The 14,226-nt window shown below is 39.1% G+C and carries 12 protein-coding genes; 5 read left to right on the top strand and 7 right to left on the bottom strand.

The window, feature by feature from the left end; translation table 11 throughout:
• Positions 1-109 precede the first annotated feature (109 nt).
• Together AB3Y88_RS05655 and AB3Y88_RS05650 are read left to right on the top strand one after the other, a co-directional pair.
• Positions 110-1,555 carry an ABC transporter permease gene (locus AB3Y88_RS05655; protein WP_228887933.1) on the top strand — a complete coding sequence of 482 codons (1,446 nt, stop codon included), beginning with the start codon at positions 110-112 and terminating at the stop codon, positions 1,553-1,555.
• A 24-nt stretch (positions 1,556-1,579) separates the two neighbouring features.
• On the top strand, positions 1,580-2,236 hold the full coding sequence (locus tag AB3Y88_RS05650) for an ABC transporter ATP-binding protein (RefSeq protein ID WP_056960878.1): 657 nt from the start codon (positions 1,580-1,582) through the stop codon (positions 2,234-2,236).
• A gap of 552 nt (positions 2,237-2,788) precedes the next feature.
• On the opposite strand, the gene AB3Y88_RS05645 is transcribed toward AB3Y88_RS05650, so the two are convergent.
• From AB3Y88_RS05645 to rpmF, 3 genes are read right to left on the bottom strand one after another with little or no spacing between them, the layout of a single operon-like run.
• On the bottom strand, positions 2,789-2,914 hold the full coding sequence (locus AB3Y88_RS05645; protein ID WP_162256076.1) for a putative metal homeostasis protein: 126 nt from the start codon (positions 2,912-2,914) through the stop codon (positions 2,789-2,791).
• Between the two features lie 12 nt (positions 2,915-2,926).
• On the bottom strand, positions 2,927-3,196 hold the full coding sequence (gene rpsN, locus AB3Y88_RS05640) for a 30S ribosomal protein S14 (protein WP_054755673.1): 270 nt from the start codon (positions 3,194-3,196) through the stop codon (positions 2,927-2,929).
• A gap of 11 nt (positions 3,197-3,207) precedes the next feature.
• Positions 3,208-3,372, bottom strand: a complete 165-nt coding sequence (rpmF, locus tag AB3Y88_RS05635) for a 50S ribosomal protein L32 (RefSeq protein WP_054755675.1) — start codon at positions 3,370-3,372, stop codon at positions 3,208-3,210.
• Between the two features lie 160 nt (positions 3,373-3,532).
• Here rpmF and rpmG point away from each other — a divergent pair, with 160 nt between their 5' ends.
• Positions 3,533-3,682 carry a 50S ribosomal protein L33 gene (gene rpmG / locus AB3Y88_RS05630; RefSeq protein WP_054755677.1) on the top strand — a complete coding sequence of 50 codons (150 nt, stop codon included), beginning with the start codon at positions 3,533-3,535 and terminating at the stop codon, positions 3,680-3,682.
• A 1,027-nt stretch (positions 3,683-4,709) separates the two neighbouring features.
• Here the strand turns inward: rpmG and AB3Y88_RS05625 are convergent.
• Positions 4,710-5,759, bottom strand: a complete 1,050-nt coding sequence (locus AB3Y88_RS05625; protein WP_056960879.1) for a glycosyltransferase family 2 protein — start codon at positions 5,757-5,759, stop codon at positions 4,710-4,712.
• A 464-nt stretch (positions 5,760-6,223) separates the two neighbouring features.
• Here AB3Y88_RS05625 and AB3Y88_RS05620 point away from each other — a divergent pair, with 464 nt between their 5' ends.
• The gene (locus AB3Y88_RS05620) at positions 6,224-7,099 is read left to right on the top strand and encodes a beta-1,6-N-acetylglucosaminyltransferase (RefSeq protein WP_056960880.1); all 876 of its coding nucleotides are present in this window, start codon (positions 6,224-6,226) and stop codon (positions 7,097-7,099) included.
• Positions 7,100-7,332: 233 nt separating this feature from the next.
• Here AB3Y88_RS05620 and AB3Y88_RS05615 read toward each other — a convergent pair whose 3' ends face one another.
• Positions 7,333-8,346: a sugar transferase gene (locus tag AB3Y88_RS05615; RefSeq protein ID WP_054755683.1), complete on the bottom strand. Its 1,014-nt coding sequence runs from the start codon at positions 8,344-8,346 to the stop codon at positions 7,333-7,335.
• Between the two features lie 815 nt (positions 8,347-9,161).
• The gene (locus AB3Y88_RS05610) at positions 9,162-10,031 is read right to left on the bottom strand and encodes a DegV family protein (RefSeq protein ID WP_056960881.1); all 870 of its coding nucleotides are present in this window, start codon (positions 10,029-10,031) and stop codon (positions 9,162-9,164) included.
• 606 nt (positions 10,032-10,637) lie between these two features.
• Between AB3Y88_RS05610 and AB3Y88_RS05605 the strand changes: the two genes are divergently transcribed.
• Complete coding sequence (locus AB3Y88_RS05605; protein ID WP_056960882.1) at positions 10,638-12,926, top strand: excinuclease ABC subunit UvrA; 2,289 nt, start codon at positions 10,638-10,640, stop codon at positions 12,924-12,926.
• On the opposite strand, the gene AB3Y88_RS05600 is transcribed toward AB3Y88_RS05605, so the two are convergent.
• Entirely contained in the window at positions 12,923-14,146 is a 1,224-nt protein-coding gene (locus tag AB3Y88_RS05600; RefSeq protein ID WP_056960883.1) for an MFS transporter, read from the bottom strand. The two genes, AB3Y88_RS05605 and AB3Y88_RS05600, sit on opposite strands and share 4 nt — an antisense overlap.
• Positions 14,147-14,226: the final 80 nt, after the last annotated feature.

Here is a 14,226-nt window from a genome sequence, read left to right as displayed (position 1 = left end):
GATCGATATTAAGTAGATAAAACTTCCGAGTATCTTCATAAATTGGGGATATTATCTCTGTATTATTGAAAAGGTAGTTTTATATTTTATTAATATTGGAGGCAGTGTTATGAACTTTTTTTATAGGGCTTTTTTAAATGTTAAGGGTAAAAAAGGCCGAACAATTCTTTTGATACTGGTGCTTTCAGCAATTCTACTTTTTGTACTTGCTGGAATAATTATTCAAAATGCGGCAACAACAGCGGTGAATAATGCTAAAAAGAGTTCGGGTGCCACAGTTACATTATCAGCAAATAGGAGCAATGCATTTAAGAAACTCCGGCAGCAAAAAAGTAAAAATCCAACACTGAGTCTTGCTAGTGTGAGTGTTAAAACGGCTAAAAAGATCGGTAATTCTGATTATGTGAAAGCATACAACATCACTAATTCTACAAGTGTAAATGCAAAGTCATTTGACGCTATTAAAACCTCAAGCAGCAGCCAATCAAATCAGATGAGCGGCCCGGGAGGAAAATCAAGCAGCAGCAGTAGCAGCAGTCAGGGCGATATTTCTCTTTCAGGTGTTACTTCCACGAGCCAGGTTAGTTCGTTTACCTCTGGTACAAGTAAAATCAAAAGTGGTCGTGGAATAAATGCTTCAGATGCAGGCACAAACAATGTTGTAATTGAGACAGAATTAGCTAAGCAAAATAGCATTTCAGTCGGAGACACAATCACAGTTAAAGATACAGATAAAAACATTCATAAATTTAAAGTTGTCGGGATTTACAAGTCAAGTTCGACAAGTAGTCAAACAGGCGGCATGGGACAGACGGATCCTTCAAATACAATCTACAGTTCCTATGCATTGGTAAATTCTATTAAAGGGACAACGTCTGCAGAATCAGTTACTTATACAATCAGCAATCCATCAAAAGCTGCAGCATTCATAACTGCTGCCAAGAAGTCAATCAACACTTCAAAACTTTCTTTGACAAAAGATGACAGCACATACCGCTCATTACTTACACCGCTTAATAATGTTAAATCTTTTGCTCAGAAGATTGTGATCCTTGTTAGTGTAGCAGGCACAATTATCTTAACTCTGATCGTAGTTTTAATGATTCGCGAACGACGCTACGAAATTGGTGTGCTGCTTTCATTAGGTGAAAAACGTTGGAAAGTAATTGCGCAGTTTTTTGCTGAAATGGTAATGATTATGGTAGTCTCAATTGCAGTTGCCGGAGCAGGTGGCAAATTTGTGGGTGATGCCGTGGGCAAGCAGTTGGTTAATCAAACGACAACGACTACAAGTACAACAACAAATACCACAACAGGCAACAGTCAAAATGGGCAACCTGGCGGCGGCGGTGCCCAGATGGCAAATAATGGCGGTGGAGGACAACAGCAATCCACTCAGGCATCATCGCAGCAACTTCAGAAACTCTCAACCAGTATCAGTGTTGTTTCGTTAGTACAGCTAGGAGCATTTGGATTAGCAATCATCCTCCTGGCAATTTTAATCGGGTCAATCGGGATATTGAGACTGCAGCCAAAGAAAATCTTGATTTCTTAATCTTGTTTGGAGGAAGTGGAAAAAATGCTAAAAACAAAAAATGTTGCATATTGGTATGATAAAAAAGAGCATAAATTATTTGACAATGTTAATTTAGAATTTAAAGAAGGAAAACTGTACGCGATTATTGGTAGCAGTGGCTCTGGCAAAACAACTTTTCTTTCATTGTTAGGTGGACTAGATAAACCGCGTGCAGGTACAATTGAATTTCAGGGGGTTCCACTATCCAAAATTGGATTAACAAACTATCGTAATCATGATGTTTCAATGGTTTTCCAATCTTACAACCTATTTCCCTATATGTCCGCACTTGAGAATATTTTGACGGCCATGGCGATTACTAAAGCAGAACATGTACATGATAAAGATTATGTGTTTGAGGTGCTTGAAAAGATCGGAATTAACAAAGAAATGGCTAAGAAAAAAGTCGGACGGCTGTCTGGTGGTCAGCAGCAAAGGGTCGCTATTGCGCGAACAATGTGTTGTGATGCTAAATTAGTAGTTGCAGATGAACCAACTGGTAATTTGGATGAACAAAATACCTTTGAGGTGTTGGATTTGTTTAAAGCAGTGGCACATGAGCAAAATAAATGTGTTATCATAGTTACGCATGAATCAATGGTTGCACAACGGTGTGATCAGCAGATTGAATTGAAAAATAATGAATTTTTGATTAAGTAAAATAGCGTTACCTAAATTGAAATAAATTCGAATTAGTTTCAGTTCAGAGTACTGATTAGGTTCAGCTCTGAACTGAATTTTTGTTTTATCCAAGAATACTTAGCCTGCCTCTTTAAGTACTATCAGGGTGTTTTTCCAAATAAATCGGCAATTTTGTGGCGCTGCTGCCGAACATTACACGCCAAACTAAAAGAGGAGCTGTGCCAAAAGTTAAATTTTGGCACAGCCCCTCTTTTATTCCGAATAAATGTGTTCCATAAGTCAAAATCCTCCGTCTAACTTCGAATTACTCATAGCAAAGTACTCGCTATGTTCGTAATTTCGAGTTAGTACTCAAATTTTCCCGACTTATGTCACACTCTCCTCTTTTATTCCGGATAAACGTGTGACATAAGTCAAAATTGTCCATCTAACTTCGAATTACTCATAGCAAAGTACTCGCTATGTTCGTAATTTCGAGTTAGCACTCAAATTTTCCTGACTTATGTCACACTCTCTACTGTGATCGACAAATAGGGATGAACATAAATGAAAATTTTTATATTATTTTGATTAAACAGTTCGTTGTTTCTTGTTTTTTTTACTTTCTTTAATAAGAGCAAGTGCACGTTTGCGGGTTTTAATGTTAGGACTTTTTAACTGGCGATAGGCACTGCTAACGTTAGGTTTAGTTGTCAATTTACACACCACCTACCAACTTGCCTTGCGCACACCTGGGAGCAGTCCCTGATGTGCTAGTTCTCGAAACCTGATACGTGACATTCCAAATTGACGCAGATAGGCATGTGGTCTGCCATCAAGCAAGTCGCGGCGATGGATTCTGGTAGGCGAAGCGTTGCGTGGAAGCTTGCTAAGAGCTTGATAGTCATGATTTTTGCGTAGTTCTTGCCGGCGTTGCGCGTATTTTTGTACCATTGCTTCGATTTTTTGTTCCTTAGCGATTTTTGATTTTTTTGCCATATTTTTTCTCCTTATAGAACTTTTTTGCCGTTGTAATAACCCTGCTGCGAAACATGATGATTGCGGACATACTCTCCAGTGGTCTTATCTAGGTGGATGCTTGGAAGTGAAATTTTTTTGGAGGCACGCCGTGAATTTTTTTTACTTTTCGATGTTTTTCTCTTAGGAACAGCCAAAGTGTGACACCTCCCTGTAATTAAATGATAATGATTACTATTTAAAAGATACGCGCTTTTGGCAACTTTGTAAAGGCCTTTTTAACTGTAGTTGACAAAGTAACTTTTCATTGTTATTTTATAAAGAGTAATTATTACTATTTAATATGGAGGAGAAAACATGCGAACAAATATACTCTTAGAATGTGTCGAAACTGGAGAACGTCTTTATATTACAAGTAAAAATAAGCGAAATACGCCAGAGAAGCTGCAATTAAAGAAATATTCACCAAAACTGCGCAAGAAAGCATTATTTGTAGAAGTTAAGTAACTAGCCTACTGAATAATTTGTAAAAAGGAACGATTTGCTCTGGTTTTTAAATATACAGCAAAATAATAGTCATGAAACGCAGTACGGACACCTGAAGTTTCTTACTCAAAACTTCAAGTGCCCGTTGTTCTAACAAGACAAGTCGTCATTGGATAATTGCACGACTGTCGTTTGCTCGTTATAGGATTGTTTTTTGTGCAAAAAGTGTAGTAGGGCGTTGGTGTGGAGTTTGATGGTACTTCTACATAACGTGCTCAAAGGCTAACGGTGAGTGTCGGCACTTCTACATAACGTGCTCCAAAAGGCAGCCCTTTATGCTTAGCTCAGGTAACAACGGCAACAAGCCCAGTCACCCATGTTACCTGTCGCTAATCCTTCAAGGCCTCCCGCCTTTTTACGCACTTCTATTTAACGTGCTCCACCCAGCAACCGCCGATTCCTAAGCCTGCCTTACGCGTAACCAAGCCCGGGTTACTTTGTAATGCCGGACTTAGTCATTGGAGGCTGAACGCCGGGTGTCGGCACTTCTACATAACGTGCTCCAAAAGGCAGCCCTTTATGCTTAGCTCAGGTAACAACGGCAACAAGCCCAGTCACCCATGTTACCTGTCGCTAATCCTTCAAGGCCTCTCGCCTTTTTACGCACTTCTTTTATAACGTGCTCCACCCACCAGCCTTTTGTGCCTAACCTCAAATTACGCATAGACACAACCCGTCTATTTTGTAATTTGTTGTTAGTGCTCAAAGGCTAACGGTGAGTGTCGGCACTTCTTTTATAACGTGCTCCACCCACCAGCCTTTTGTGCCTAACCTCAAATTACGCATAGACACAACCCGTCTATTTTGTAATTTGTTGTTAGTGCTCAAAGGCTAACGGTGAGTGTCGGCACTTCTTTTATAACGTGCTCCACCCACCAGCCTTCTGTGCCTAACCTCAAATTACGCATAGACACAACCCGTCTATGCGTAATTTGTTGTTAGTGCTCAAAGGCTCCCAGTGAGTGTCGCACTTCTTCAAATTTCTTGCCTAGCTTTTACTTTTATTTCTGAGTCTCACTAAAATTTTTAATGCTAAATATAAACGATGTTTTAAACAGAAGACAAAAACCTTCTCCTGCGTATTTAGCAAATTATAGTTGACCTTCCCCAAAGCCGTTTGATACCTTTTTTTGTTCAAAAGAGTATTCAAGGCTTTTTTGCTTTCCCAGTAGTTATTAGGGTTTCGGGGGTGAAAGTAGTAGTGATACAGAAAAGAGTTAAAGCTAGTTAGTTCTTTCATATACATGGCATGATACATAATATCTTCTCTTTGAGAAAGAGATAAAAATTTAAAGGTTTCATCAAAATATTTTTCAAAATTATCTACAATTTGGGTTGAATATTTTGACGAAGCAGAGCCTTCTTCTTTTCTGTAATAATAAAGTTTTTGAGGAAGATAGTGTATCTTGGCAGCACATTCAATCGCATACAAGCAGAAAATATTATCCTGCATTCTTCTCATTCCTGGAATAAAGGAAAGCTGATTGGCTTCAATGAAACTGCGCTTAAACATCTTAGCCCATGGGACTCCTGCAGCAATTTCTGGAGGATAATAGGCACAGATCTTTTTGCCCACTAGTTGATATAACAAGAGATTTTTAGCTTTACCGGTTAAATTACCCTCTGGAATATTAAGAAAACGATTTTCTTTTTCAGAGTGAGGATAGTGGACAAAACAATCTGAGATTACAAAATCTGCATCCGATGTTTGAAGGGCATGCAAGAGTTCGCCGACGTAATTTTTTGCAACCCAGTCATCAGGGTCAACAAAACAAATATAATCGCCGGTAGCTTTTTTAAGACCATGATTGCGCGCAACAGATACTCCTGAATTTTTTTGACGGATAATTTTTATCCGCGGATCTTTTTGCGCATAGTTTGTGCACAGTTCATAGGAATTATTTGTAGAACCATCGTCCACCAGAATAATTTCAATGTTAGAATAAGTTTGGCTTATAAGAGAAGTGACGCACTTTTTTAAAAACGATTCTTTGATGTTATAAATTGGAAGAATTAGACTAACACAGTCATTTTTCATATGATTACTCCTAAATTTTGACAAAATGAGTTAATGTGGTGAAACTATGAGCGTCAAGCGAAAAAATGTTGGACAAGTAATTTTCCCGGCTGCAGTTGGGAGGTGCAACTCTGTGCTATAATAGCGTTATGCTCATTTCTAAAGTTAAAATTAAGGTTAACATAGAGATTTGACTTTTCTGTTAAGAACCATCAAATTTTTGTAACCACTTTATTTAAACGTCGAAAACCGCTTTCAAAATTGGCAAATTAAAATTTAAGTAAGTAACTTGGTAACTTTTTTGAATCTGACAAGGGACTCAGAGTATAATTAGAGAACGGAGCTTAAGACTTATTTTATGCAATTAAAGTTTGACACTGATAAGGAAAGTTAATAATGCTTAAAATTGAGTAGCAAGGTTTGCAGTGTTTTAAAGCTCAGTTTAGGTTTTTGAATAGATTCTTGATGTAAAGGGTGAAACAGTAATGCAGGCTGTTCTGATATTAGCACACAAAGATGTTTCTCAAATTATTGCGTTGGCAAATTTGTTGAAGAGAAAATTCCTTGTTTTGGTGCATTTTGACAAAAGTTTAGGGTTAACGAGTGCAGATAAAGAAAGGCTCAAAGAAAACAATGTGAAGTATTTTTCCAAGGTGAATGTTCATTGGGGAAGTTGGAGCATTGCACAGGCAGCAATTTTGTTGATGCAAGAAGCATTAAAGAATCCAGAGGTTACATATTGCCATGTTATCTCTGGTCAAGATTGGCCTGTCACAAATTTAGATCAAATCCATGCTTTTTACGAAGACAATGATAGAATCTACATGGAATATCACAGATCACGAGAGGTTAAAAAGTCAGGAGAGCCGGTTATCTTATGGCAAAAATATTATTTTAACTACGATCAGATAAATCGGCGCAGTAAATTCGGAAAAATATATCATCGTCTTCTGCTTGGCGCACAGACGTTGTTACGGATTAACAAGTTTAAAAAATACAACATAACTCTGGAAATCTATAACGGCCCCAACTGGGTAGATCTGCCACGGGACGCAATTGAATATTGTTTGGATTATTTAAATAAGCATACTAATTTATTAAGGATATTTCAAACAGGATGCTTTTCCGATGAGTTCTGGATGCAGACAATTCTGGTGAATTCTCCCGAATTTAGGAAAAGAATTGTTAAAAATAATCATCGCTATCTCAATTGGCAAAAGAAAAACGGGAGTTATCCCGCGGTGTTAGATGAACAAGACTTTCCAGATATTAGTAAGAGCCAGTGCCATTTTGGCAGAAAATTTGACAGTACGCATTCAAAAAAATTGATTGCATTGCTGAATATTCAGGAAAAATCATAGTTTCAAAATTCTTTGGACATAACTTTGCCACTTTAAATTGACTTAGGCTTAGTTAGATTCAGCGTGGATACGCATCATAGTATTCGAACTGAATCTTTTTGTTTACGCTGAAAATGTTAACGCTGTTTAACTGATAGTTATATTTTAAGTGCAAATAAAAAGATCCAAGCCAAGTTACTGAAATACAGTGCTTGGGATTGGATCTAAAAGTTGCAGTTTTTGCGATGCGCCCCTTAAAAGTGAAACTTACTAAATGCAGTTTTAGTAAAGTGACCTGTACGCATTTTCTGGCCCACTTTAATTGCATTTTGCCGCATCTCTTTATATTCAGAAGCTGAGATACTAGCTAAGACATGGTCTAGGTCTGCAAGACTCTCCAAGGCGATACCCACACCATTTGCTTCAATGAAGTCTGCCAGAGCAGCTTGTTTCCAGATGATCACAGGGATGCCAGAACTAAGATAAAGTGAAGCCTTGTGTGGGTTGTTGAACTTCATATACTCACCATAAACACCATTGCAAGCTGAAAGTGCTGTTCCATCCCAGACTAGGCCAAAGTTTTGTGTCAGATGTTTGGGGAGTTCTTCAGGAGAATAGATTCCTTTGTAGACTAATCCATTTGAATAAGTTTTCGCGGGATTAGGACCATAGATATCGACTTCATTTTGAGTAGTCATTTTCTCAAGAAACTTGGCTTTCTTTAAGTTACCCGCGAAACAGACATCTTTTTTAAAAGTTTCACTGCGCTGTAGTTCCTGAGTATTATCGTAATCGAAAATCTGCAAAGAAACCATTTGCGTAGTAACACCATGTTGTTTTAACCATGCCAGCATTTTATCATTATGTACAATTAATCCGTCTGCCACATTCAGAAGTTCAATTTCGGCGGCAACATACGCTGCGTTGTTTTTAAAAAGGCGCAATGACTCGACATCATGAATTACAAACAGCAATTTGGCGTTAGAGTACTTTCGTGCATTTTTGATTAACTGTTTCATGAGCACCAGGGAATAAAGCGGATACTGTAATACGATGGTATCCATCCTGCGATTTTTAAAGGCGCGCGGAATATCCCAAAGTGCATATTTAATTTTTTTCATTTTGCTGACAAGAGAGCCGTTTAAGTCGAATTTAAGTTTGATGATTTTAAAATCTTTTTCAGTTAAGAATTTGTCAATGTCTTGCTTGGCTTTGGGACCGGCATCGTTTTTCTTATTGTCATATATCGAAATTACATAGTTGTCCATGATTTGTAAGCCTCCAGTATGATGCTATAATTCTGAGCAGCTCAACACATGTGAAATTTAAACACTAAGATCTGGTTTACTTACCGGCAGACTCTTGTCTAAACTGAAAGTCAGCTGCAGTGCAACAGGTTATTTAAAGTGCTTTCAATTTTTAATTTGTGCTAAAGCAGACATTTTCCACGGACAGGCTAATTTAAGAAAGTTGCTGCTGCAATAGCGCAAATTTATTTGAAGTCTTTTGGACCTAGTCTAAGGGTGTACTGAGTTACACAGATAAAAGTGTTTTCACATGTAGTCAGAGCTAATTATTGAATACTTAAATAACCATGTTAAGTAAATATTTATTGTGGTATGAAAAGAGAAACCCTCCCCCACGACGATTAGAGACTAGACAAACCATGAAATAAAATAGTTATTATAAGTACATCTACTTTACCATATTTTCAACTTGAGTTCGATTTATAATTAGATTTGCAAGGAAATTCTAACTTTTGAGTGTTTAAATTAAGCGATCTTTTTAATTTGATTTAGTAAAATATCATAATTAGGCCCAAAAAAGCTGAGGTGTGACATAAGTCGGGAAAATTTGAGTGCTAACTCGAAATTACGAACATAGCGAGTACTTTGCGATGAGCAATTCGAAGTTAGACGGAGGATTTTGATTTATGGAACACGTTTATCCGGAATAAAAGAGGGGCTGTGACAAAAGTTAAATTTTGTCACAGCCCCAACCTGATTAGGACTATTTTTAATTAAATCACAAAATTAAGGGCTGAAATTTCTGTCAAGGTTGTGCAGCTTTTGGGCTTGCTCAGCTAAATTTCAGCAGGTTCAGTTTTTTCAGAAAGCGTAATGATTCCGACAGCATAAAGACCAGTATGGGTCATGATAATGGGACTCGTCAATTTTTCAAGACAGTCAACTTGTACGCCATCTGCTGGCAGGAGAATATTTTTAATCCGCTCTAAAAACTCTTGAGCAGCATCAGCATGGGAAAGGGCAAGTTCTTGAATCGGATTCTTTTCTTTATGATAGGCCGCTAGCTTTTCACAGAATTTGATAAAGGTTTTGCGGCTGCGGCCTTTAACAACAACATCCAAACTTTCTTCACGAAGTTCAACGATTACCTTCAAATTGATAAGCTTGGTAACGGCACCGGCAAAACGACTAACGCGACCACCTTTAACGAGGTAATCAAGGGTATCAATCAGAACATTCACGCGTGTTCTTTTGAAAATTTCACGGCAATGTTGTTGTATTTCCGGAATTGTTTTACCAGCTTCAAGGTCTTGTGCGGCTGCGATAACTTGAAATGCTAGACCGCGATCAGTTGATTTGCTATTGATTACAGTTACCTTAGTAGTGGTCATTTTAGCAGCCGTCTGTGCGGTTTCAAAGGTCCCACTTAGAACATCTGAAAGAACAATTGCCAGCACCTCACTGCCGTCTGCTCCAAGCCGATCGTAAGCTTCAACGAATTTTCCAAGAGCTGGTTGGCTGGTTTTGGGGAATTTTTTGGCGTGCAACTTATTGATTAATTCCGCTCGAGTAATATCGACGCCATCAACATAGGTTTTACCCTCAATTTCAATAGAGAGCGGGACGATTTCGATCTTGTATTTTTCGATTTCTTCAGGTGTTAATTGAATTGACGAATCGGTCAATATTTTAACGGCTTTTGTCATGCTGGTTAAGCTCCTTAGTTCGTAATCTGATTTATGCAAAATTAATTTTATACACCTAATTATACACGTTGTGGTTTAGTATTCAAGAATATGTAAAACACGTGTCTAGATGTGGTGCTCATATACCAAACAAAGTATAACAGAAATGTTAACGGGTGGCATTTTTTTGATTTTAATTAAATTTACTATGATAAGCAAAAAAGGGACCGCATCAAAATTTTAGTTTTGACGCGGCCCCTTCATCGATGAAGATGCTCTGTAAAAAATGCTTGGGGGAGCAAATTAACGTGCATCTTCAATCCGAAAGTCAGTGAATCTTTAGGGGAAGTAAAAATTCAGCTAACTCTTACTAGGGAAAGGAAAAGATATATTATCAGGTTACAAGATCATCCTACTGCCAAATTATGAATTATTTGTGATGATAAATTTTATTTTTTGTTAAGATAGAAAAAATCCGAAAAATTGGAGCTAATGGAAACTGCTGCAATAATGAAAATAGGGTCTGACTTGTTCGAAAGCAGTTTGCATTTTATTATAGAACTAGCCTGTAATTTAAAGTAACGTTTTTTGCAGAGAAATTATAACTGACAAAGTGGAGGAATACTAGTGGGCAAACAGAATGTTTTTGAAAATGGTTCGATTGAGATTCATGATGCACAACAAAACAATTTGCACCACGTTAGTCTTAAGATCCCTAAGAAAAAAATTAGCGTTTTTGTTGGATTATCCGGTTCAGGCAAATCATCGCTGGTCTTTGATACGTTGGCGGCACTTTCACGCCGGGAATTGAATGAGACTTTTCCAAGTTTTACACAGCAGTACTTGCCTAAATATGGTCAACCGCACGTTAAAGAGATTACTAATCTGCCCGTAGCAATTGTGATTGAACAAAAAAAGTTAACTGCAAATGCACGTTCAACAGTTGCCACATATACTGGAATCTATTCATTGCTGCGTTTGCTTTATTCGCGGATTGGGAAACCTTTTGCAGGTTACTCAGACAGTTTTTCTTTTAATCTGCCACAGGGAATGTGCCCACGCTGTCAAGGTTTAGGATACGTTGATGAGGTTGATGAACAACAATTGATTGACCCGCAAAAATCACTCAATGAAGGTGCAATCACATTTGTTAGTTTTGGTCCGCAGACGTGGCGCTGGAAAAGATACGTTAATAGTGGACTTTTTGACAATGACAAGCCGCTTGTAGAATATTCAAAACACGAATATGAATTGCTAATGCATGCCCCACAGCAGAAGCTTAAAGATCCGCCAGCCGATTGGTATAAATCTGCCAAATATGAAGGCCTCGTGCCTCGAATTAAACGCTCGATTTTATATAGTAAAGAAGGCAAACATCATCAAGAGGCACTCGCAAAAATTGTGACACAGCAAATCTGTCCAGAATGTCATGGTGCAAGACTCAGAAAAGAAGCTTTGGCATGTTTAATTAACGGAAAGAATATTGCTGCAGTCACCGAGCTTGATCTAGTTGCTTTACTGCGCTTTTTGGGGACAATTAAAGAGCCGCTTGCGGCAGAAATAGTCCGGCAGTTACAGACTAAAATCCAGTCGTTGATTGATATTGGCTTGGGATATTTAACGCTTGCACGGCAAACTGGGACACTTTCTGGGGGTGAAGCACAAAGAATCAAAATCGCAAAGTACCTGACGAGTTCGCTGTCAGATCTGGTTTATGTCCTAGATGAACCCAGCGTAGGACTCCATCCATATGATATCAAGTTGCTTGAAAAGGCCTTGAGAAAGCTTAAAAACAAAGGAAATACGATTATTATTGTTGAACACAACCCGGCAGTGATTGCTTTTGCAGATTATGTGGTCGAATTGGGACCTGCGGCGGGCGCTCAAGGCGGTCAGCTGACTTTTTGCGGAACCTTCCAGGAAATGCTAGCGTCATCTTGTTTAACATCAAAATGGTTGCAGCAAAAAAAGCAGTTTACTGGCAGCAGAGAGGCCACTAAAATGCTGCAGTTGAAGAATGCAAAGTTGCACAATCTCAAAGCAATTAGTGTAGCAATTCCTTTAGGTGTGATGACGGTGATTTCTGGGGTTGCGGGTTCAGGTAAGAGCTCATTGGTCGCTGCTGTAAAGGAAAAATTGCAGCAGCCATACGTTGATTTTTCGCAAACACCCGTCGGAACTAATATTCGTTCTACGCCAGTAACTTATCTTAATATTCTGCCAGCCATCCGAAAGCTTTTTGGTAAAGCCAACCAGGTTTCAACCCAGCTTTTCAGTTATAACAGCAAGGGTGCTTGCCCGCGCTGCAAGGGCAAAGGGGTCACAATCACAAATATGGCATTCATGGATCCGGTCGTTCAGCTTTGCGAATTGTGCAACGGAAAAAGATATAATCAAGAGGCGCTGGGGTATCGTTATCATGGTAAAAATATAGCAGAGGTTTTGCATCTTTCCGTTAAAGAAGCACACACTTTTTTTGCAACTGAGCCAGAAATCAGTCAAAAATTAGCCCAGCTTGAACGTGTTGGTTTAGCTTATCTGAAGCTGGAACAGCCATTGACGACGCTTTCTGGCGGAGAGCTACAGCGGTTAAAGCTCGCCTTTGAACTCAACCATCAAGGACAGGTCTATCTCTTTGACGAACCAACCGCAGGACTGCATATGAAGGATATTGCGAAATTGCTGCGGCTCTTTAACGAATTGGTTGCACAAGGCAATTCGGTGATTTTGATTGAACATAATCTGGATGTCATTATGGCAGCAGACTGGCTAATTGATCTTGGTCCGGGTGCCGGTCTTTATGGGGGTGAACTGATGTATAGTGGTAAACCGCGCGCTGCAATGGCTGTTCCAAATTCACGCACAGGTGCTGCTTTAAAGGAGTATCTCGCGGGCCAAACAAGCAGCTCACATTAAACTTGTTTATTTTTACCAGAAAAATGTAATTCTGGGATGAAAATAAGTGCTAGAATCAGGTTGAAAAAGAGCGATAGGGCGGTAAAAATGAAAACTCCGCTGTAACCATACAGGTTTGAAACCACTCCGCCTAATAAAGAACCAAACATACTTCCAAGCGCTTGGAAAGATTGGTTCCAACTAAAAATGGTACCTACAAGACTTGAGGGGGAATCTTTTGAGAGCAGAGTTTGGACTGTTGGAAAGAGAGCTCCATCAGAAATGCCGATCATAAAACGTAAAATCCCCAGGGTCCAGACACTAGCAATTAGTCCTTGGGGAAGATACATAATTACAGCAAAGACAAACCCAAACAGCAAAATTTTGCCATGTCCCTTTCTGTCACCAAGCTCACCGAGTCGCGGGGCTGTCAGCAGCGTTGAGACACCAGGAAGTGCGGCGATGATTCCTGCAGCAATCGTGATTGGACCTACACCATGCATAAGTTCTTTGACGTACAGACTGATTATCGGAGTGATGGAATTATTACCCATCTGAATAATCATAGTTGAAAGTAACAAAACGATAATTGCGGATGGATTTTTAAATTGAGCAAGTGGGAAAGAATGGTGTGGGAATTTTTTCTTTTGAGAAGCAGGCACAAAATCTTCATGTACGAAAAAAAGGCTCAGGCCAAAAACAATGAGCAACAAAAAGCCGGTTAAAACAAAAGTTAATCTAATAGAGAAAACCTGTGCGAGGAAACCGCCTAGTACGGGACCAATCAGGTTTCCAGAAACATAACCGGTTGTTAATATTCCAAGTGCTGCACCGCTTTTAGCGCGCGGTGATTCTGCAGCAATTAAAGCCGATGCATTGGGAATATAGCCGGCACACAGACCTTCAAGAAAGCGTAATATCAGCAATTCCCAGATAGTATGAACGAAGCCACAGGCACCGATAATAATTGCCATTCCTAATGATGAACGTAACAGCATCAATTTACGCCCTTTGCGATCAGCAAGTCTGCCCCAAAGAGGAGAGACAATTGCTACTACTAGGAAGGTAATCGCATAGGTGACCCCGCTGTATAAGGATAGTTGACCCTTATTAAAATTACCGAGTTCTTCAACATAAAGGGATAAAAAAGGTGCGAGCTCGCTGAAGCCCACACCGGCAATAAAGCAACCTAACCAAAGGACAATTAGATTACGTTGCCATTTTTCGAGTTTAGCGAACATAAAAATTCATCTCCACTGCTTATTTTAAAGTGCGCAGCCCCATTATACGCGCAGCTAAGGTAGTTGCGCAAAAGAGTTTT

Origin of the sequence: Liquorilactobacillus satsumensis, from assembly GCF_964065465.1 — a bacterium.
Taxonomy (GTDB): Bacteria; Bacillota; Bacilli; order Lactobacillales; family Lactobacillaceae; genus Liquorilactobacillus; species Liquorilactobacillus satsumensis.
This window is presented reverse-complemented; position numbering and strand designations above follow the sequence as displayed.